Source organism: Haloterrigena alkaliphila, assembly GCF_017352155.2.
In the GTDB taxonomy this organism is placed as follows: domain Archaea; phylum Halobacteriota; class Halobacteria; order Halobacteriales; family Natrialbaceae; genus Haloterrigena; species Haloterrigena alkaliphila.
On the sequence record NZ_CP071462.1, the window covers coordinates 878,322 to 897,834 of the forward strand.

15 protein-coding genes are annotated in these 19,513 nt (G+C 65.8%); 7 read left to right on the top strand and 8 right to left on the bottom strand.

From position 1 onward, the window contains the following. Positions 1 to 124 precede the first annotated feature (124 nt). Positions 125 to 1,483, top strand: a complete 1,359-nt coding sequence (locus J0X25_RS23040) for an ABC transporter substrate-binding protein (RefSeq protein WP_207289896.1) — start codon at positions 125 to 127, stop codon at positions 1,481 to 1,483. Between the two features lie 60 nt (positions 1,484 to 1,543). On the opposite strand, the gene J0X25_RS23045 is transcribed toward J0X25_RS23040, so the two are convergent. Beyond that, positions 1,544 to 2,815 (bottom strand): MFS transporter, encoded by a 1,272-nt coding sequence (locus J0X25_RS23045; RefSeq protein WP_207289897.1) that lies wholly within the window; start codon positions 2,813 to 2,815, stop codon positions 1,544 to 1,546. A 578-nt stretch (positions 2,816 to 3,393) separates the two neighbouring features. On the opposite strand from J0X25_RS23045, the gene J0X25_RS23050 reads away from it, so the two are divergent. Further along, positions 3,394 to 4,428 carry a DUF7972 family membrane protein gene (locus tag J0X25_RS23050; protein ID WP_225896724.1) on the top strand — a complete coding sequence of 345 codons (1,035 nt, stop codon included), beginning with the start codon at positions 3,394 to 3,396 and terminating at the stop codon, positions 4,426 to 4,428. 712 nt (positions 4,429 to 5,140) lie between these two features. Continuing rightward, positions 5,141 to 5,371 (top strand): hypothetical protein, encoded by a 231-nt coding sequence (locus J0X25_RS23055; RefSeq protein ID WP_226776991.1) that lies wholly within the window; start codon positions 5,141 to 5,143, stop codon positions 5,369 to 5,371. 159 nt (positions 5,372 to 5,530) lie between these two features. On the opposite strand, the gene J0X25_RS23060 is transcribed toward J0X25_RS23055, so the two are convergent. Both J0X25_RS23060 and J0X25_RS23065 read right to left on the bottom strand, forming a co-directional pair. Continuing rightward, the gene (locus J0X25_RS23060; RefSeq protein ID WP_207289898.1) at positions 5,531 to 6,778 is read right to left on the bottom strand and encodes a polysaccharide deacetylase family protein; all 1,248 of its coding nucleotides are present in this window, start codon (positions 6,776 to 6,778) and stop codon (positions 5,531 to 5,533) included. A 139-nt stretch (positions 6,779 to 6,917) separates the two neighbouring features. Continuing rightward, on the bottom strand, positions 6,918 to 7,505 hold the full coding sequence (locus J0X25_RS23065; RefSeq protein ID WP_207289899.1) for a DUF6149 family protein: 588 nt from the start codon (positions 7,503 to 7,505) through the stop codon (positions 6,918 to 6,920). A 269-nt stretch (positions 7,506 to 7,774) separates the two neighbouring features. Between J0X25_RS23065 and J0X25_RS23070 the strand changes: the two genes are divergently transcribed. From J0X25_RS23070 to J0X25_RS23080, 3 genes are all read left to right on the top strand, one after another. Further along, positions 7,775 to 9,019 (top strand): NAD(P)/FAD-dependent oxidoreductase, encoded by a 1,245-nt coding sequence (locus tag J0X25_RS23070; RefSeq protein WP_207289900.1) that lies wholly within the window; start codon positions 7,775 to 7,777, stop codon positions 9,017 to 9,019. Between the two features lie 412 nt (positions 9,020 to 9,431). Then, a complete protein-coding gene (locus J0X25_RS23075; RefSeq protein WP_207289901.1) occupies positions 9,432 to 9,842 on the top strand; it encodes a DUF7124 domain-containing protein in 411 nt (136 codons plus the stop codon). Positions 9,843 to 9,971: 129 nt separating this feature from the next. Continuing rightward, a complete protein-coding gene (locus tag J0X25_RS23080) occupies positions 9,972 to 10,508 on the top strand; it encodes a DUF5815 family protein (protein WP_207289902.1) in 537 nt (178 codons plus the stop codon). A gap of 46 nt (positions 10,509 to 10,554) precedes the next feature. Here the strand turns inward: J0X25_RS23080 and J0X25_RS23085 are convergent, their stop codons facing one another. Both J0X25_RS23085 and J0X25_RS23090 read right to left on the bottom strand, forming a co-directional pair. After that, positions 10,555 to 11,031, bottom strand: coding sequence for a response regulator (locus J0X25_RS23085; protein WP_207289903.1), 477 nt, complete (start codon positions 11,029 to 11,031; stop codon positions 10,555 to 10,557). Between the two features lie 104 nt (positions 11,032 to 11,135). Continuing rightward, positions 11,136 to 13,301, bottom strand: coding sequence for a hybrid sensor histidine kinase/response regulator (locus tag J0X25_RS23090; RefSeq protein ID WP_207289904.1), 2,166 nt, complete (start codon positions 13,299 to 13,301; stop codon positions 11,136 to 11,138). A 260-nt stretch (positions 13,302 to 13,561) separates the two neighbouring features. On the opposite strand from J0X25_RS23090, the gene carB reads away from it, so the two are divergent. After that, complete coding sequence (gene carB / locus J0X25_RS23095) at positions 13,562 to 16,786, top strand: carbamoyl-phosphate synthase large subunit (RefSeq protein ID WP_207289905.1); 3,225 nt, start codon at positions 13,562 to 13,564, stop codon at positions 16,784 to 16,786. A gap of 486 nt (positions 16,787 to 17,272) precedes the next feature. On the opposite strand, the gene J0X25_RS23100 is transcribed toward carB, so the two are convergent. From J0X25_RS23100 to J0X25_RS23110, 3 genes are all read right to left on the bottom strand, one after another. Beyond that, positions 17,273 to 17,929 (bottom strand): metal-dependent hydrolase, encoded by a 657-nt coding sequence (locus J0X25_RS23100; protein ID WP_207289906.1) that lies wholly within the window; start codon positions 17,927 to 17,929, stop codon positions 17,273 to 17,275. Between the two features lie 114 nt (positions 17,930 to 18,043). Beyond that, entirely contained in the window at positions 18,044 to 18,778 is a 735-nt protein-coding gene (locus J0X25_RS23105; RefSeq protein ID WP_207289907.1) for a CehA/McbA family metallohydrolase, read from the bottom strand. Further along, a complete protein-coding gene (locus J0X25_RS23110) occupies positions 18,775 to 19,473 on the bottom strand; it encodes a CDP-alcohol phosphatidyltransferase family protein (RefSeq protein ID WP_207289908.1) in 699 nt (232 codons plus the stop codon). Before J0X25_RS23110 ends, J0X25_RS23105 begins: the two co-directional genes overlap by 4 nt. Between the last annotated feature and the right edge of the window lie 40 nt (positions 19,474 to 19,513).

The following is a 19,513-nucleotide window of genomic DNA, read 5'->3' on the forward strand; positions in this document are numbered from 1 at the left end:
GTCTCAGCAGCCGCTGCGTCCCTCGCGTCGAGGATATCGACTCCGTTCCTCCCGTTCCCGATCACGTATACTCTGCAATTAATATCCACAATTCTTAAGAGATGGTGAACGAAACGACTGCGAGATGACTGGGACTACGGGCAACGGTGACACGGTACGGAGTACGGGCGACCGCGAGACTCGAGTGACCGACCGGCGACGATTCCTCGCGGCGACGACCGGCGTCGCCGGGACCGCTTCGCTCGCCGGGTGTCTCGATTCCTACGAGACGATCGTCGGCAGCAGCACGGAAGCGGAACCGATCACGATCGGGGCGCTGGCACCCGATCCGGACAGCGACTTCATCGGGCGATCGATGGTGCGCGGGGCGCAGGTCGCCGTCGACGAACTCAACGAAAACGGGGGCATTCTCGATCGCGAGGTCGAACTCGTGACCGGCGACACGAACGGGAGTCCGCTCGAGGCCCGTCGCCAGTACCAGCGGCTCGTCCTCGAGGAGGGGGCCGACGTGACGGTCGGCGTCTTCGCCAGCGAGGCGCTGATGAACGTCATGGACGACATCGCCGAGCAGGAGACGATTCACCTCACGTCCGGCGCGGCGACGACGGCGGCGAGCCGGCTGGTCAAGGAGCAGTACGAGGACTATAAGTACCACTTCCGGGTGGGACCGAACAACGACCGCGACCTCGGTCGGATGCAGGTCGACTTCGTGGACGACATGGCCGACGAGATGAGGTGGGAGTCCGTCGCCGTCCTCGCGGAGGACTACGAGTGGACCACGGGACCGTGGGAGGTGTACCAGGAGCGGCTCGCGGATACGGGCGTCGAGATCGCGATGGAACGGCGATACCCACCGTCGACGGGCGACTTCTCGGAGATCTACAGCGAGGTCGCGGAGGCGGAGGCGGACGTCGCCTTCATCACGACGGCTCACACCGGGACCGCCGCGCTGTTGGACTGGTCGTATCCGAATCGTCCAGAACGGCCGCCGCAGCCGCAACCGTTCGCGTTCGGCGGCATTCACGTCCCGATGCAACTCCCGTCGTACTACGAAATGGTCGGCGGTGCCTGCCGCTTCGGCGTGGGCCAGAGCAGCGCGACGGCACAGAGCACGCGGACCGAGAAGACGCAGCCGTTCGTTCAGGCGTATCAGGAGACCTACAACGGTGCCAAGCCCGTCTACACGGGCTACCACACGTACGACGGAGTCGCCCTGTTCGCCCACGCCGTCGAAGAGACCGGAACCCTCGACGCCGACGAACTCGTTTCGACCATCGAAGACGCCTCGTTTACTGGCAGTACCGGGACGGTCGAGTTCTACGATCGGAGCCACGAGTTCCCGCACGATCTCAAGTACAATCCCGACGATCCCGACGCCATCTACTTCCAGTGGCAGGAAAACGAGGACGGCGACGGGGTTCAGGAGATCATCTGGCCCGAGTCGCAGGCGACGTCGGAGTACGTCTCACCGACTTGGCTCTGAGACGGCCGCCCGCGCCGTCACCGGCCGCCCCGACTCGTTTTCCCCGCCGCCGGTGCGAGGTCAATCGTTCGCTTCGGTCTCGAGAGCCTCCTCCGTCCCCACGAACCGACCGCTCTCGACCAGCAGTGCGCCCGCGAACAGTCCGCCGCCGACCGCGAATCCGGCGATCACCGCGAAAAACGCCGTCAGGGAGAGCTCGCCGAGGACGAAGCCGCCGATAGCGATGCTCGCCGACCCGAAGCCGAACTCCCCGAGGTAGGTGTAGCCGTAGGAGAGGCCGCGACTGTCCGCGGGCGTGTAGACCGCGACCGCGTTCTGGTAGAACGGCTGGATCGCGAAGAGGAAGAAGCCGAACGCGCCACAGAGGCCCGCGATGGCCGCCAGCCCCATCCCGGTGACGGGAACGAAGGCGACGGCCAGCACCGCGAGCACGGCGAAGATGCCGACCAGTCCCCGTGCGGGAGCGATTCGCTCCGTCAGTTTCCCGCCGACGTACTGGCCGCCCATCCCGACGACCAGCAGGCCGACGTAGATGTAGTCGGACGGTTGAATCCCCTCGAGTCCCGCGGGGACGGCCAGTCCGGCCATCGCCTCGAGGCCGTGGAGGATCTCGGGGAGGTAGGTGAGCATCCCGCGGTAGTACAGTCCCTCGAAGACGACGATGACGAAGACGATCGCGAAGGCGCTGGCGAACAGCGCCCGCGAGTTCGCGAGGAGGGTCGACGCCGACAGCGCCTCGTCGGGGCCGGCGTCGACGTCGTCCGCGACGGCCGCGGTGGGATCGAACGACGCGCCGAGCCCGTACAGCGCCGCGAGGATGCCGGGAACGGCCAGCAGCGCGGCGACGAGGTGCCAGTCGAGACCGATCAGCAACGTCGCGGCGACGAACGGCCCGAGCGCGATGCCGGCGTTGCCGGCGATCCCGTGCCAGGCGAAGACCGTCCCGCGCTCCTCGACGCCGGTGCTGATCAGTGCGAGGCCGGCGGGGTGGTACACGCTGGCGGCGACCCCCCACAGCACGAGGCCGACGGCGATAGCGTAGATCGAATTCGCGAGTGAGAGCACGAGGAAGGCCGCGCTCATGCCGGCCAGACACAGGAGGATGAGCCGCTTCGTGCCGTAGCGGTCGGCGAGGATCCCGCCCGGGAGCGCGCCGATCCCGAAGGGGGCGTAGCCCAGCGCGACGACGAGGCCGAAGACGGCCACCGAGACGTCGAACTCGGCGAGCCAGACCACCAGAAAGATCGGGATCGACGTCTCGAACCAGTGGACGAGCGCGTGACCGGCCATCGCGAACGCGGCGATCGAGCGGTCGTTGCTGTTCAGTGCCATTCGATCGGGTCGGTGTTCGAATCTGGATGGGCTGCACACTTAGCGGCTTGGAATGCGGTGCGCCGTGTGCGACCGCTCGAGGTCCCGTGGGCTACGGTCAGTGTTCCAGTAACCGACGGACAAGGTGCGACCGGTCCGTTTGTATGCGTATCGAACGAACCGCCAGTGTACTCTTCGTCCCCAGTTCTTTTAGTAGCGGTACCGTAGATTGCCCCAGAGATGGGGACTTTTGAACTTGAGTTGCCCGATGGTATGGAGGAAGATATCGAAGCGTATCTCGATGAGTCCAGTCAGTATACGAGCAAGAGCGAATTGGTCCGTGATGCAGTACGGCATCATCTTCAGTCCGAACACCCAGTAGCTTACTCTGGGAGTATACACATCAACCAGCAGCAAATAGATCGCGTTGACGCTGACACTCTCGAAGACGTGAAATCAGAACAAGAATAGGAATAATCAATGTGAGCCATCAACACCGATGGTTGACTCCCAGTAATCAATCTGTCTGACCTGTTACGACTGGGCTCGTTGCGCATGATAGCAAGACTTCTTACAAGGTGTAGATAGCAGTGGCTACGGTGGGAGACTCAGCGCCAGACGAGAGACTGTATGAGCGGATCGACAGTCGGTATGAGAGTCTCCGTCTCAAATTCTTGCTCAACCTGAACCGCTATGTGCTGACCGCTGGTTTGGCGCTCGGGTTGTTCAGCGCTCTCATCGGGATGAGTACCCTTGGCGAACTGTCATTGCGCGAAATGATGGGTTCCACCGGATTGGTCCGACCGACCTTTCAGACGATGCTACTCTCAATCACGACCTCGGTAACGCTCGTCGTCACGATCGGTCAACTGGTCCTTTCGCAGGAACTCGGTCCGCTTGGCGATCAGCGCGAACGGATGGATGGCGAACTATCGTTCCGCGAAGCCGTTGAGGAGTTTCTCGACACAGCCAGTCCCCCAGAGCCGAACGCATTCTTACGTATACTCATCAAGTTGAGCAGCGACAAGGCGGAGCGGCTCGGCGATGTGGTTGCGAGCAGCGACGATGAACTTCAAGAGGATGTGAAGCAGTTCAGTGAGAATCTGGTGGCAAACGCGGAGCTCGTGAACGAGCAGTTACGCGATGTACAGTTCGGGAGCTTCGCCATCATGCAAGCATCACTGGATTACAACTATTCGTGGCATATGTACGAACTCCGTCGAATCCGGAAGGAACACGCAGACACCCTCACTGATGAGCAACGGAAGGCGATCGACGAATTGCATGCGGTACTTCGGCTCTTCGCTCCCCTTCGTGAGCATATCAAGTCGCTGTACTTCGAAGCGGACCTCGTAAACCTCTCGAGGCAGATCCTCGTTATCGGACTCCCCGCGCTGGCTATCGCGGCTGGAATGGGATTCTTCGCCGATCCCGGGATGTTTCCTGGAACGACGCTCGGGATCGACAACGTAACATGGGTCGTGAGTGGCGCGTTCACGATCACGGCACTGCCGCTGTTGCTGCTCGCCGCCTACATCTTTCGGCTCACGACGCTCGCTAAGCGAACGCTCTCGATCGGACCATCCATTCTCCGCCCATCGGAAAACGCTGGAGAAACTGAATGGAAGGAGTGACCCCTGGAAGCCGAGCACCTGTTTGTCAGCTATTCTGGTGACCTCCTTCATTCTCCATAGTGGGTTTGCTGGTCTCGTAAATCGGAGCCAGCGGACACCCATATGATCTTCCGAATGTGTTCTATTGTACGGAATATCCTTTTCAGGCGTATTCCCATAGACAGGATATGGCCGAATCAAACCCAGAACAGCACCAATCTGGTCGCCACCGAACCGTCGTTGGTGGACTTACGCTACTGGTCGTTCTTTTGTTCGTTGGTCTCAGTGTGTACCGCGGACTGACGGCAGAGTCAGTCACAGATACCACCTCCTTACAAAACTTCACTATCGGATTCGTTTTCCTCGGAGGAGTCATACTCTATTTTACGCGATATTGGAGTTCCATATTGTATCTCATCGCTGCTCTCATTGTCGGGACACTTACCGTCTTCTGGGGGTTGAGAAGGCCAGTCACTGCGTCACTTGAAGTCAGTCGGCTCGTTCTCGGGACAGCACTAGCTCTTCTCTGTCTCTATTTGTTCTCTCTATCACAAGCCCGTCACGAACGAGAACCAGATTGAGCAAGGCGACTAACTACAATTCGATACAGGGAACACAGCTTCACTCAAGAGGTCAAGGTCATAACCGCGTCACTCTACAAGTGCTCTCCGCTGTAATCCAGAACCTAGACGAACGTTTTCCACGGCATTGTAGACGTGTGACCGTGCGACTTGTGGAGATCCTTATCCCGAAACAAAAACGTGAAACTGTCGAAGAGACGCTCCAGGATGAAGGTCTCGACTTCACCCTCGTCGAGGAAAAGAGTCGTGAGGAACCTTCGGTTGTCATCACATTTCCGTTGCCAGCGCCAGCTGTCGAATCCGCCCTCGACGATCTCCTCACTCCTCGTGCCGAGCCCGGTGACGCTACTGGCGAACGACCGCTTCTCGGGTCGAGTTCATGAAGGAGGGCTGGCAGACCGCGGTCTTCCTGATCGAAGTTTTTGCGCCGAGTGGTTCGCCGTGGCGAACCCGAGGCGGAAAAAGTTCGTTCTCTGTACCGAGCGAGTCGACGAGGAGACCGCAACGGCACGAACCGCGTTCGACGCTCCCGGATGACGGGCTCAGTACAGGAACTCCCGCTCGAGGTCCGCCGGGAGGATCACCTCGAGGTCGCCCCGGGATTCGTACTCGTGGATCGTTTCGACCATCGTCTCGAAGGCCGCGAGGTCGTCGCCCTCGAGTCGGTGGAAGAAGATCGACGTGATCCCGCGCAACTCGACGGTTCGCTCGAGCGCCGTGCGGACGCGGTCGGCGTCGGGGTCGCCGATGCGGGGTGCCAGTTGCGTGTTCGCGACGTGGCCGTGAGCAGGTAGGCCGCCGGCGAAGCCGATGGCGTGGTACTCGTCGACGAGTTCGATCGTCGTCGCGTCGAACCGGCCGAACGGGTAGGCGAAGTACTGGGCGCCGTCCTCGAAGCCCCGGTCCTCGAGCCACGCCTTGCTGTCGCGGATCTCGGCCTCCTGTTCGGCCCGGGAGAGGTCGGGCAGGCGCGGGTGGGTCTCGGTGTGGTTCGCGACGCACCAGCCGGCGTCGCGGAGTTCGCGGAGGTGGTCGGTGGTGAGCCGCGTGTCGCCGCCGACCTCGCCGCCGTCGACGTAGTCGGAGTTGACGAACGTCACCGCGGGGTAGCCGTACTCCTCGAGGATGGGCAGCGCCTCGGTGTAGTCGGTGACGTGGCAGTCGTCGAACTGGATCATCACCCGTCCCGTCTCCGGCATGGGAGCGAAGTGGAGGTCGTCGAACCAGACGGTCCGGGACTCCCCGTCGGGCGTCCAGACCTGCAGTCGGACCTCGCGGACGCGCGTCGCGTCGAATCCCGAATCCACCGCGTCGACGCCGAAGTCGTACCGCATCAGGGGCAGGTTCCCGCTGACCGCGTGGCGGTGGGTGATCCGGTTACCGTCGTCGTCGATCAGATGCAGCCACGGGACGACCATCTCGTTCGTCGCCGCCGCGATTCCGGGCGAGACGGCGGAGAGATCGCGCGGTTCGGGGAACGTCTTCGCGAGCGTGGCGGTCTGGTTCGCCTCGGGCACCTCGATCCGACCGCTCTGCGAACCGACGACGGAGCGGTTCGGATCCGCCGTGAGACGCCCGCCGGTGACCGTCCACCGCTCGAGGGCTTCGAAGTCGTCCGCCGTGCCGGCAGCGCCGGGGTACTCCGTCCCGTCCGGCCGGTCGTTCGAGGGCCCGTCGCTCGGTGACTCCGGATCGTCCCCGTTTCTTGGTTTCGAGTCCCTCGAGCCGGTACAGCCGGCCAGCGAGAGCGATGCGGCCGTCGCTGTGACGAGGTACGTTCGCCTGTTCACGGAAGTGAACAGTTCAATAGAAATTATTGTTACTCGCTCGTTACCGATTCGATTGGGAGAACGATCCGAGCGAGACGGATCGGGAAACGCGGAACGGGGACCGAAGGCGGTCCATACCGCGGCGCCGCGGCCTCGTCGGTCAGTTCTCGCGGTCGTCGATTCCGACCGCCTCGGACACGTCGGCGTCTTCTGGCTCGGCCTGCCCGCCCACGACGAGGTCGCCGTCCTCGGTCTCGACGTAGACGTCGTCCGCGAACCCGCCCTCGGCGTGGGGGTGGTCGGGGTTCTCGAGTCGCTCGGGCGTCGACGGCGCCTCGGGCATCCCGTCCGGCGGGGCGAACTGACCGAGCGGCTCGTCGATCGTAACGTCCCACCGCTCGAAGAAGTCGCCGTAGCGGTCGTAGTGGGACTCGAGTTCGTCCTCGGGGAACTCCATCATCTCGGTCCAACCGTGGTTGTAGAAGTCGAAGTTGGCCTGCACGTGGGTGATCTCGCGGGCCTCGGCCTCGGAGTACCCCTCCTGGAGCGCCCGCAGGTAGGTGTCGACGGTCGCGTCGAAGAGGGCGTCGAGGTGGTCCTCGCGGTCGTCGGCGTGGTCCGGATCCGCTTTCCCCACGAAGACCTTCGTGTGCATCCGAACGAGCCCGGATTTGGCGACCGAGCGGATGCCCGGCGTCTCGAGGGCCTTTCGGGAGGCGAAGTGCCGCGCGTTCTGGCGGAGTTTCATGCTGTCGGCTAGGGAACGCTGACTGAAGAACAGTTCGGACGCGGGTGACCCAACCGCCCGACGAAACCGCTGTCTGCTCGCCGTCGTCGGATCGTCGGAGCTAACAGCAATCCTTGCAATCTCGAGTCGTGGAACGGAAATACCCCGATCGAGCTACCGATATTTCTTCTCGACAACGATTTCTGTACAATCGTTGCGAGGGGAGAGTCGGCGGAGCAAAATAGACGAGATAGCAACCCACTTTAACCCGCATTACGAACGTTCGGGATATGACCCACTACGTGATCATCGGTGACGGCATCTCCGGCAGTTCGGCTGCCGAGACGCTCCGGGAGGAAGATCCGGAGGCGACAATTACCGTCATCACCGATGAGGGGGAGCCACTGTACAACCGGATTCTCATCAAGGAACACGCGAAAGGAAAGCTCCCCGAAGCCCCGATCTCGATTCACGACGAGGACTGGTACGAGGAACGCGACATCGATCTCTCGCTGAACACGCACGTCACGAGCGTCGACACCGACGCGCGGGTCATCTACACCCACGATAGCGGGGACATCGAGTACGACAAGCTGCTGGTCGCGACCGGCGGGACGCCGACCCAGCTGCCGGTCGAAAACAGTGACGCCGACGGCATCCACCACTTCTGGACGTTCCAGGACGCCCGCGGGATCCGCGAGCACGCGGAGCGAGCCGACCGTGGGGTCATCGTCGGCGCCGGACTGCTCGGCATCGACTTCGCGGCCGTCTGTGGCGCACAGGGCATCGACGCCGACTACCTGATGCGGGGCGACCGCTGGTGGCGCTACGCGCTGTCGGCCGACGGCGCCGAGATCATGCACGAGGGAATGCGAAGCGTCGGCGTCGATCCCGTCTTCGACAGCGGCGTCGACCACTTCGAGGTCGACGACGACGGCCACGTCGTCGCCGCCGTCGATCCCAACGGCGACCGCTACGACTGCGACTTCGCCGGCGTCGCCATCGGCCTGACGTTCAACACCGAGTTCCTCCGCGGGGCCGGCCTCGAGCGGGACAACGGCATCGTCGTCGACGAGTACATGCAGACCAACGTCGACGACGTCTACGCGGCCGGCGACCTCACGCGCTTCTACGACGTCCTGTTAGACGACCAGGCCCAGAACGGCTCGTGGGGGTCGGCCAAGGAACAGGGTCGGGTCGCCGCGGTCAACATGGCCGCAGACGCCGAGGAAGAGGAGTTCCAGTGGGTCTCCTCGTACTCGATTACGCACTTCGACTTCCCGTTCCTCTCCTTCGGCCACCCGACGCTGGGCGACGAACACGCCGAGCGCAAGTACAGCGACACCGAGTGGCGCCGCATCGCCTTCAAGGACGGCAGGATCGTCGGCGGCGTCCTCATCGGCGATCTCTCGCCCCAGAGCAAGTTCAAACAGCTGATGCGCGAACAGCGCGTCGTCTCCGATCAGGCCGAGGTTCTCCTCGAGAAGCGGGTCGATCTGGACGACCTCGCACCGACGCAGGAGCAGTCTCAGTAAGTCGGCGTCGCCCGTCGAACGACGTGGCGCCACGGCGAATCCCGTGGCTCGGCGACGTTCGTTCCGTTTTCGTGGTGGGTTCCGTTCGGATATCGTCGACTCGAGTAGTCACCGTTCGGACCGTCACCGACACGAGTCCCCTTCGTCCGGCAGTCGAGCGGTACTTCGAGCGGTAACCGGACCGGCGATCGATCGGTCCGCTCGCGGTTTTCGGTTTCTCCGCTCGGCGACCGATCCCCAGCCGACCGGTCGTCCATCGCTCTCTCCCGTCGCCCGTGAGCGTTCGGAGCGTCTCCCGACCACGGCGAGTTCGCCGCGCTCCGTCCGGCTGACGGCGATCGCGGACGTTCGCGGCTCCCGCGAGGTGGGACGTATCGAAGCCGTTTTCCCGGGTGCGCGCCTTCCGTCTCGTATGAACGGCGGCAGCGACATGACCCTCGCGTTCGAACTCGAGGCGCTGAAAGAACTCGCCTCGCCCGAGAGCGTCTTCGAGGACGCCAGAGGCTGGACCGAGTACATCGGCGTGGTCTCGGAGAAACCCACCTACGTCGTGACGAACTTCACGCGGAAGAACCGCATCCGGCAGGACTTCTTCTCCGGCCCGCGCGGCAAGGAAGAGAGCCTCATCGGCGTCAAAGACCAGTTCGACACCGATCGGTACGTCTTCGTCGGCTCGACCGACGAGGACGAAGAACTGGCCGAGTCGGTCGACTGGGAGTTCCTCCACGTCGAGGACGCCGCGGAGGCCGCCGACTGGATCATCGCGTCGGAGACGGAGACCGAGGACGACGACGCCGAACCGGTCCGCGACGACTGGCCCTGATCGACACGCGATCAGTTCCCGACCTGACCGGCCGCCGTCGATAGCCGATCCCAACCGGTCGACCGACGACGAGCGGTGGTCTCTCTCGAGTCGTCGCCCTTTTGGCTCGTCCCCTACTACGTTCTTCCAATGGCAGAACCCCGCGTCCCGGGATCCGGCGGCGACCGGCCCCTCGAGCTGTCCTGTGGCACCGCCCTCGATCCCCACGACGTCGACCTGGGGATGCGCGAGTACGCCTGTTCCTGCGGGGAGACCCACGCCGTCGTCACCGACGCCCACCCGCCGTCGCGGTTCTTTCCGGAGTCGCTCGTCGCCGTCCTCCGGGAGACGATCGAGCCCGCCGACGAGTTCGAGGAGTTCGGCACGCCCCACCTGCTGGGCGTCGTCATGGAGGAGTTCCCCGAGAAGGTCCACACCTACGACGGCAGCGACGACGGGAGCGTCGGCTACGCGATGGTGTGGGTGACCGACTTCGACGCCCGACGGCTCCACGAGATCGTCGTGGAACTCGTCGTCGAACTCATGGAACACGCCGTCAGTCACGCCGAGGACGACACCGCGGTCTCCGAGTTCGAATCCCAGATGCTCGAGTTCGACGTCGAGGAGTTCGTCGACCAGTACCGCCGCCAGCGCGAGTTCGAGAGCGAGCACGACCGCGCGCTGTGAGAGCGGTGTCGGCCTCGCGGTACCGGTTTTCCGCAGCCGACCGTCGTCACCGGCAGGTCTCGACGCCGCGGAACTCGAATCGCGCGCCGCCGTCCTCGCCTTCCGTGACGGTCACGGACCAGCCGTGGGCGTCGGCGATCCTGGTCGCCAGGACCGGATACCGGCTGGGTCCGTCGCCCTGCTGGACGTAGTCCGTCACGCCGGCCGAGATCGCCCTGCTGGCGAGTTCCTCGGACCCCGCCGCCGGAAACAGGAGAAACGGCAGCGTCTCGTCCCGCTCGCGGACCGCCCGCAGGAACGACAGTGCGTCCATCCCCGACAGGTCACACTCCGAGACGATACAGTCGACCGGCGTCGTCTCGAGGCGCTCGAGCCCCGCACGCGCGCTCGTCACCGCGGTCGTCTCGAACCGCCGGTCTTCGCGCTCGAGGGCGTCGCCGGCGGTCGATTCGGCGGCGACGTACAGAACGTGGATGCGTTCCGCGCGGGCGCCTTCGCGTGCGGACTCGCCCGTGGATTCCATGCGCCCCCCTCTTTCGAGTACGGAGATATAGGTTGGGGCCGGGTTCGACGACTGTCACTGGCTGGACGACGACTGGCCCCTACTGGATCGACCGCCGCTCGAACTCACTCGAGACGGGACCGCGAGTCCCCGACGGCAACGGCCAACCGGAGGCCGCCCGCCTCGCTCTCCGCGACCTCGATCCTCCAGCCGTGGGCCTCGACGACTTCGGCGACGATCGCCAGCCCGAAGCCGGTGCCGTCGGTCGCCGTACTGTACCCCCACTCGAGGACGTGCTCGCGCTCGTCGGGCGCGATTCCGGGGCCGTCGTCGTCGATCGCGAACCCCTCGGGCGTCGGTTCGACCGTTACCGTCGCGTCCGCGCCGGCGTGCTCGTCGGCGTTCCGGAAGGCGTTCTCGAAGAGCACGCGCAGGCGGGCGTCGTCGCCGTCGACCGTCGGCAATGAGTCGTCCCAGCGCACGTCGAGGGCCGGATCGACCATGCGGTGGGCGCACTCGGCGACCTCCGCGAGGTCGACCGGTTCCGTTTCGGTCAGTTGCTGCCCGCTCCGGGCGAGCGTGAGCACGTTCTCGACGAGTTCGTCCATCCGCTCGAGCACCCAGTCGATCTCCTCGAGGTGGTCGTCCACATCCGCGTAGTCGTCCGCGTCCGCGTCCGGGTGGTCGTCCGCGTTTGCGTGGCCATCGGCGTCCGCGTCGCCGTCGAGCAGTTCCGCGAGGGCCTCGAGGTGCCCCATCGCGAGCGTGAGCGGATTCCGGAGGTCGTGGGAGACCGTGCTGGCGAACGCCTCGAGGCGCTCGTTCTGGCGCTCGAATTCGCGGCTGCGGTCGGCGAGTTCCCGCTCGCGCTCGGCCCGGTCGAGCGCGGCTTCGGCGTTGGCCGCGAGGATCCGGGCCAGCGTCAGCGCCGACGGGTCGAAGGCGTTGGGCTCGAGCGAACTAACGATGAGGATGCCGTGGTCGCCCAGCGGGATGTGCGCCTCGCTCCGGACGGCCGTTTCGGGGTTGCGGACGTTCGGCGCCCGCCGAACGTCGCCGTGAACGATCGCCTCGCCGGCCTCGAAGGCGTCCCAGACGATGCCGCCATCTGGCTCGATGAAGCCCACGTCGCCGAACAGTTCGGCGGCGCGGTCGCTCATCGCGGCGGCGACGAGTCCGCCGCCGTCCTCCTCAGCCGTCGCCGACGGGTCGTCGGCGTCCGCCGATCCGTTCGGTTCGTCTCCAGACGCAGCCCCGTCAGTTTCATCTTCGGGAGCCGGTCCGTCCGTCCCGCCGCCGCTCGAGGCGTCGGCCGCCGATCGCACCACGACGTCCGATTCGTAGAGGTAGACGGAGTTGAGCCGGAGATCGAGCGCGTCGCAGGCGATTTCGGAGACGGTGCGGGCGATCTCCTCGGCCTCCGTGGCGGCCATCAGCCGCCGGGTCCCGTCGTGGAGCCGTCGGAACCGGCGTTCGCGCTCCGCCCGGGCCGAAATATCGCGTATCGCCCCGACGCTGCCCGTGATCCTTCCGTCGGCGTCGGTCAGCGACGCGACGTTGACCTCGGCGTCGCAGCGCTCGCCGTCGGCGAGTTCGACCGTGATCTCGACGGTTCCCCACGCTCGATCGTCGCTCGAGTGGATCTCCTCGAGCGTCTCCTGTACCCGTCTGGCGTCGTCGACGGAGAGAAACTCGGTGACGTGCGTGCCCAGAAGCGCCTCGCGGGGCTCGTCGAGGGCTTCGGCCATCGCCTCGTTCGCCATCTCGATGGTACCGTCCGCGTCGACGACGTACATCGAGTCGCCGACCGTCTCGACGAGCGTCCGATACCGCTCGAGGTCGCGATCGCGGGATCGGTGACGGCCATCGCTGGCGTCGTCGCCCCCGCTCACGGTCCGCAACTGCGCTCGCAGGCGGTCGACCGAATCGTCACCTCCCTTCGGCGCGTACCCCGAGAAGCCGGCGGCGATCGCGTCGCTCGCGAGCGCCTCGTCGCCGTCGGCGGTGTAGAGCACGACGGGGACGGTCTCGCGGCCGTCGGCCCGGAGGGAGTCGTACAGCGCGACCGCGTCCGTCTCGCCGAGCCGATACTCGGTCACGACGCAGGCGTACTCGCTCGACTCGGCGGCGAGCGCGTCCCGGAGGTCGGCCGCGCTCGCCGCCCCCTCGACCGTCGCGGCGTCGCCCCCCGACTCGAGTGCGCGGACGATCCGGCGTCGATCCGCTGTGTCCGGATCGACGTACAGGATGGACCGCGGGAGGGGCGAACTAGAACGTCCGTCGTCGACCATCGCGTTGCTTTCGAGGAGGAAGTGATCAGCAATAAGACGTTCGGCCGGGAACGGGGTTCGATCGCCCCTCGAGTCGACGGTACGGGGACCGGCAGACGGTAAGAAACGGCCTGTCTGGGTTCCCGACGCCGGCACGGACGCCGGTACCGGGGAATCCGACGGTCGAACGGCGACGAATTCGAATTTCGAAAAGCCGTTTCGAGATTCGTACTGTATCGTGGGGCTTATTACGATGTGCGAACTTCGAACGAACAAGTAACATGAGCACGGATCAGCAGCGCGAGGGCGAGACAGCGGACGGACGTACGATCCTGCTGATCGGGAGCGGCCCGATCCAGATCGGACAGGCTGCCGAGTTCGACTACTCGGGCGCACAGGCCTGTCGGGCGCTCCAGGAGGAGGGCGCTTGCGTCGTCCTCGTCAACTCCAACCCCGCGACGATCATGACGGATCCGGAGATGGCCGACCGGGTCTACATCGAACCGATCACGACCGAGGCCATCGCGGAGATCATCCGCAAGGAACAGCCGGACGGCGTCATCGCCGGCCTCGGGGGGCAGACGGGGCTGAACGTCACCGCCGAACTCGCCGAGGAGGGCGTCCTAGAGGAGTACGACGTCGAGATCATGGGAACGCCGCTGGACACCATCTACGCGACGGAGGACCGCGACCTCTTCCGCCAGCGCATGGAGAAGATCGGCCAGCCGGTTCCCGCCTCGACGACCATCTCGCTCGACGAGGGCGAGGAGGTCTCGGAGATGACCGAAGAGGACCTGCGAGAGCGCGTCCAGGCCGCCGTCGACGAGGTCGGCGGCCTCCCGGTCATCGCCCGCACGACCTACACGCTGGGCGGGTCGGGGTCGGGCGTCGTCGGCGAGATGGACGAACTGCTGCGCCGCGTCCGCAAGGGCCTGCGCCTCTCGCGCAACAGCGAGGTGCTCATCACGGAGTCCATCGCGGGCTGGGTCGAGTACGAGTACGAGGTCATGCGCGACGCCGACGACTCCTGTATCATCATCTGTAACATGGAGAACATCGACCCGATGGGCATCCACACCGGGGAGTCGACGGTCGTCACGCCCTCGCAGGTCGTCCCCGACGAGGGCCACCAGGAGATGCGCACCGCCGCGCTCGACGTCATCCGCGAACTCGGCATTCAGGGCGGCTGTAACATCCAGTTCGCGTGGCGCGACGACGGCACCCCCGGCGGCGAGTACAGGGTCGTCGAGGTCAATCCGCGCGTCTCCCGCTCCTCCGCGCTGGCCTCGAAGGCGACCGGGTACCCGATCGCCCGCGTCACCGCCAAGGTCGCGCTGGGCAAGCGCCTCCACGAGATCGACAACGAGATCACCGGCGAGACCACCGCCGCCTTCGAGCCCGCGATCGACTACGTCGTCACCAAGGTGCCCCGGTGGCCCAAAGACAAGTTCGACGACGTCGACTTCGAGCTGACGACGGCGATGAAGTCGACCGGCGAGGCGATGGCCATCGGCCGTTCCTTCGAGGAGTCGCTGCTCAAAGCGCTGCGCTCGAGCGAGTACGACCCCGACGTCGACTGGAACGAGGTCGGCGACGAGGAACTCGAGGAGCAGTATCTCGCCCGTCCATCGCCGGATCGCCCCTACGCCATGTTCGAGGCGTTCGAACGCGGCTACACCGTCGACGAAGTCTGCGAACTGACGGACATCTACGAGTGGTACACCGAGCGCTTCAAGCGCATCGCCGACGCCACCGTCGCCGCCCAGGAGGGCGACTTCACCGAGGCCGCGATCGCCGGCCACACGAACGCGACGATCGCCGCCGCTGCGGGCGCAGAGGTCGGCGCCGTCGAACAGGAGGTTCCCGGCCGCACCTACAAGCAGGTCGACACCTGCGCCGGCGAGTTCGAGGCCGAGACGCCCTACTACTACTCCGCGCGCAAGAACGAGTTCGAGAAGGGGCCGCTGCTGGGCGACGCCGCGTCCGGCGAACTCGAGGTCGACCGCGATCTCGAGAGCGTGATCGTCGTCGGCGGCGGTCCGATCCGCATCGGGCAGGGCGTCGAGTTCGACTACTGTTCGGTCCACGCGGTCCAGGCGCTGCGCGACATGGGCATCGAGGCCCACGTCGTCAACAACAACCCCGAGACGGTCTCGACGGACTACGACACCTCCGACGGGCTGTTCTTCGAGCCCATCACCGCCGAAGAGGTCGCCGACGTCGCCGAGGCGACCGGCGCCGACGGCGTGATGGTCCAGTTCGGCGGCCAGACCTCCGTCAACATCGGCGAACCGCTCGAGGAGGAACTCGCCCGCCGCGGCCTCGACTGTACGGTCATGGGCACGTCCGTCGAGGCGATGGACCTCGCGGAGGACCGCGACCGCTTCAACGCCCTCATGGACGAACTGGGCATCGCTCAGCCCGAGGGTGGCACCGCCTTCTCCGAGGAGGAGGCGTTGACCCTCGCTCACGACATCGGTTACCCCGTCCTCGTCCGTCCCTCCTACGTGCTGGGCGGTCGCGCGATGGACGTCGTCTACGACGACGCGGAACTCGAGACCTACATCGAGGAAGCCGTCCGCGTCAGTCCGGACAAGCCGATTCTCATCGACGACTTCCTCGCCGACGCGGTCGAACTGGACGTCGACGCCGTGGCGGACGGCGAGGACGTCCTCATCGGCGGCATCATGGAACACGTCGAGGCCGCCGGGGTCCACTCCGGCGACTCGGCCTGTATGATCCCGCCGCGCTCGCTCGACGACGACACGCTCGAGCGCGTCCGCGAGGTCACCGAGGACATCGCGACGGCGCTCGATACGGTCGGGCTGCTGAACGTCCAGCTCGCCGTCAGAGACGGCGAGGTCTACGTCCTCGAGGCGAACCCGCGCTCCTCGCGTACCGTCCCCTTCATCTCGAAGGCCACGGGCGTCCCGATCGCCAAGATCGCCGCGAAGGTCATGGCCGGCGAGACGCTCGCCGACCTCGCGATCGAGGAGCAGATCCCCGAGCAGACCTCGATCAAGGAGGTCGTCCTGCCGTTCGACCGACTGCCGGGCTCGGACCCGCGTCTCGGCCCGGAGATGAAGTCCACCGGCGAGGTCATGGGTAGCGCCGACACGTTCGGCAAGGCCTACGACAAGGCCCAGGACGCGACGAACAAGCCGATCCCCGAGTCGGGCACCGCCATCATCGACCTCTCGGCGGACAAGTTCCCCGACCCGGAGACCGACGAGGGCGAGGCGCTGGTCGACGGTTTCACCCAGTACTTCGACCTCTGCGAGGAAGTCGATCTGCCACAGGCCGTTCGCGAGGGCAAGGTCGATCTCATCGTCTCCCGCGACCGAGACCTGCTCGAGGTCGCGGTCGAGGAGGAGATCACCTACTTCTCGACGCCCGCCAGCGCGTCGGCCGCGCTGGAGGCCCTCGAGGCCAAGGACGAGCCGATCGACGTGCAGGCGATCACCGACCGTCCGAAGCGCACCGCCGAGTGGGGTCGTTCGGACTGACGAACTGATTCAGGTTCGGTCCGACTCGAGTCGATTCGAAGACGTTCGGTTTTTCCGTCTTGTTGGTGATCCATCGGGTCAACCTTAGTATCGATTTGGAGGACCGAAGTAGTCCGCGAGCCAGTCGCTAGCTGTGTGAATGTACCGGTGGTCTCGAGGAGAACGACGACTGGCAGCAAGTTCTACTACCGTGGCAACGAGGAATTCCACTCCCTCCCCAGCCGATTCGCTCGTTCGCGTTGTCTGCTCACGGGCGCGGTGCGCCCGTTCGCATGGTTCGCGGGACCTTCGGTCCCGCGCCACTCACTCGCTCATCCCTCGCACGGCTTCGAGCCGTGGTTCGCTGTGCTCATGGGTCGCTTCGCTCCCCATTCGCTTTCCGAGGCGCTCACTCCGTTCGCACCTCGCTTTCGCTCACCACGGCACAGCGCGCGCCACCGCAGTCGGATGGTCGAGAAAAGTGCTATGGGGATCGGTGGAGCGATTTTAGCGCCCGAACCGAACGTCCACCGTCGTCCCGTCGGTCTCCGACTCCTCGACGCGCACCGTGGGGAGGACCGCCCTCAGTCGCGTCGGCACGAGACTGCTGACGGCCGACCCGATAGCCGCAAGTCGCTTCCGACACAGCGCGTAGACGCCGGCGAACGCGACGAGCGCGAGCAGTGCGCGGTCGGCGGCCGGCGCGGTCAGCCCGGAATCGATCGCGACTACCGCGAACGCCAGACAGACGAGGAAGTCCTCCGGCGCGCCCGAGTACCGGACGTACCGGCGCGGGCGGTGCCAGCGCCCGAGGACGTGGTTGTAGACGCCGTTTTCGGTCACGGGGTTCCACGGTTCGCGCTCGGCGCTGCCGCCGAGGACGTCCGAGACCGAGTGGAGCGCCGCGGCCCCGACGGCGACGGTGAGGACGAACACCGCGGGCGACCCCGTCACGACGACGAGACTCGAGAGCGCGAGCGCCGCGACCGAGAGCCAGACCGGAAAGTGCAGCGTCTTTCGGTGGCTCGCCACCAGATCGGCGTCGGGTGCGAGGCCACCGAGAAATGCGGCCGCTAGCAGTACCGGCCCGGCAGACTCGCCGAGGGCCGGCAGGAGGAGGACGGCAGCGGCGAGCGCCATGAACCCGTGCGTGAGCGCCATCATAGCGGTACTGTACGGTACGTAGTTCTCACTGTTGATAAAGAAGTGCCTTCTTTCGCGCACCGGTTCACCTCCGTCCGCTCGAGCAGTGCGGACCAAGGGAACGCGAGAAGGGGCTCAGAACGGCGAGAGCGAGGGCGTATTCCGACGGGCGTTGCCGACGACCTTCGTCAGGTACTGCCAGGTCGGCGTCCGGTGGCCGACGGCCTCGGTGCGACCGGCGCGCATCGCCTCGAGGACCGTCTCGACCGCGGGCGCGGCGGTCGAAGACGGGACGGCGTCGGCGGGGAGCCGAACGTCGGTGGCAGCGCGGCCGACGTTCGAGGATCGATGGGCGTCGCTGCCGCCGAACCGCGTGTAGCCGTGGCGCGTCGCGAACCGGGCGGCCTGCCGGTTGCGGACGTTCGTGACCGCGTGGGCGTTGTAGACCTCGACGCCGTCGACGTCCTCGATCGCGGCCGCGCGGGCCCCGTGGCGGGAACGCTGGAACGGGTGGGCGACGACCGCGACCCCGCCGGCGTCCCGCACCGCTCGCGCCGTCTCGGCGAGCGGCCGTCCGGGGTCGGGGGCGGCGTCGACGCCGAGCGCGAGCAGGTGGCCGTCGGCGGTCGAGACCTCGCAGCCCACGACGACGAGGAGGTCGTCGGGCGCCAGTCGCGCGACCTCGCGGGCGCCGTCGATCGTGTCGTGATCGGTGACGGCGATCCCGTCGAGGCCGGCGCGGCGAGCCGCGTCGACCAGTTCCGCGGGCGTCGTCGTCCCGTCGAAGGACGCCGCCGTGTGCACGTGGGGATCGATTCGGAGCGTACGCGGTCCCCGATCCACCGCGGCGTATTCGGCCCGACTCGTCATAGGTACCCGAACTCGAGGCCGAGCGCCAGTCCGACGGCCGCGACCGCGGCGAGGCCGGCCAGGACGTGAGTGCTATCGGTCTTGTAGGCCTTGTAGTCCGAGACCATCAGCGGGCAGGCCGCGGCGACGACGAGGCCGATCAGCCAGCCGTTCCACCAGCCGACGAGCACGGCGACGAAGTAGTTCGCGACGACCAGGAGGTTCGTGTGGACGACGGTGGTTCCGTGGTAGTAGCTGGCACCGCCGTCGGAGCCGAATCCCTCCTCGTTGTGGCGGACCAGTCGCAGGCCGCCGAAGGCGAGGACGAGAAAGCCGACGACGAGGCTGGCGAGCACGTGCGGTGCGAGGACGAAGTGATAGAGGAGGGCCGCCGGCACCAGATAGGCGAAGATGTCGATGAACGAGTCGACCTGCCGGCCGAACGGCGACGACGTGCCCGTGCGTCGAGCGTACCAGCCGTCGGCCTTGTCCAGCAGGAAGGCGCCGAACATCGCCAGCAGCGCCCAGTTCGGCTCGCCGCGGACGAACAGCAGGGCGCTCGCCCACCCGACGAACAGCGCGCCGAGACTGATGTAGTCGGCGCCCGTCAACTGTTCGAGCACGTTCGTTCGCTCCGTCGTCGCCCCGACCCGTCGATCGGCGAGATCCAGCCGGTCCCTGACGCCCCGTATCGCCTCTCGCAGTTCGTTAGTCATTCACTCGAGTGATGCCACGACGTCGACCGGAATAAAGCTG

Coding starts and splice junctions, on each gene's coding strand:
- J0X25_RS23045 (WP_207289897.1), bottom strand. CDS start 2,815: ATGGCACTGAACAGCAACGACCGCTCGATCGCCGCGTTCGCGATGGCC.
- J0X25_RS23070 (WP_207289900.1), top strand. CDS start 7,775: ATGACCCACTACGTGATCATCGGTGACGGCATCTCCGGCAGTTCGGCT.
- J0X25_RS23105 (WP_207289907.1), bottom strand. CDS start 18,778: ATGACGAGTCGGGCCGAATACGCCGCGGTGGATCGGGGACCGCGTACG.
- J0X25_RS23085 (WP_207289903.1), bottom strand. CDS start 11,031: ATGGAATCCACGGGCGAGTCCGCACGCGAAGGCGCCCGCGCGGAACGC.
- J0X25_RS23090 (WP_207289904.1), bottom strand. CDS start 13,301: ATGGTCGACGACGGACGTTCTAGTTCGCCCCTCCCGCGGTCCATCCTG.
- J0X25_RS23110 (WP_207289908.1), bottom strand. CDS start 19,473: ATGACTAACGAACTGCGAGAGGCGATACGGGGCGTCAGGGACCGGCTG.
- J0X25_RS23080 (WP_207289902.1), top strand. CDS start 9,972: ATGGCAGAACCCCGCGTCCCGGGATCCGGCGGCGACCGGCCCCTCGAG.
- J0X25_RS23100 (WP_207289906.1), bottom strand. CDS start 17,929: ATGATGGCGCTCACGCACGGGTTCATGGCGCTCGCCGCTGCCGTCCTC.
- J0X25_RS23065 (WP_207289899.1), bottom strand. CDS start 7,505: ATGAAACTCCGCCAGAACGCGCGGCACTTCGCCTCCCGAAAGGCCCTC.
- J0X25_RS23075 (WP_207289901.1), top strand. CDS start 9,432: ATGAACGGCGGCAGCGACATGACCCTCGCGTTCGAACTCGAGGCGCTG.
- carB (WP_207289905.1), top strand. CDS start 13,562: ATGAGCACGGATCAGCAGCGCGAGGGCGAGACAGCGGACGGACGTACG.
- J0X25_RS23040 (WP_207289896.1), top strand. CDS start 125: ATGACTGGGACTACGGGCAACGGTGACACGGTACGGAGTACGGGCGAC.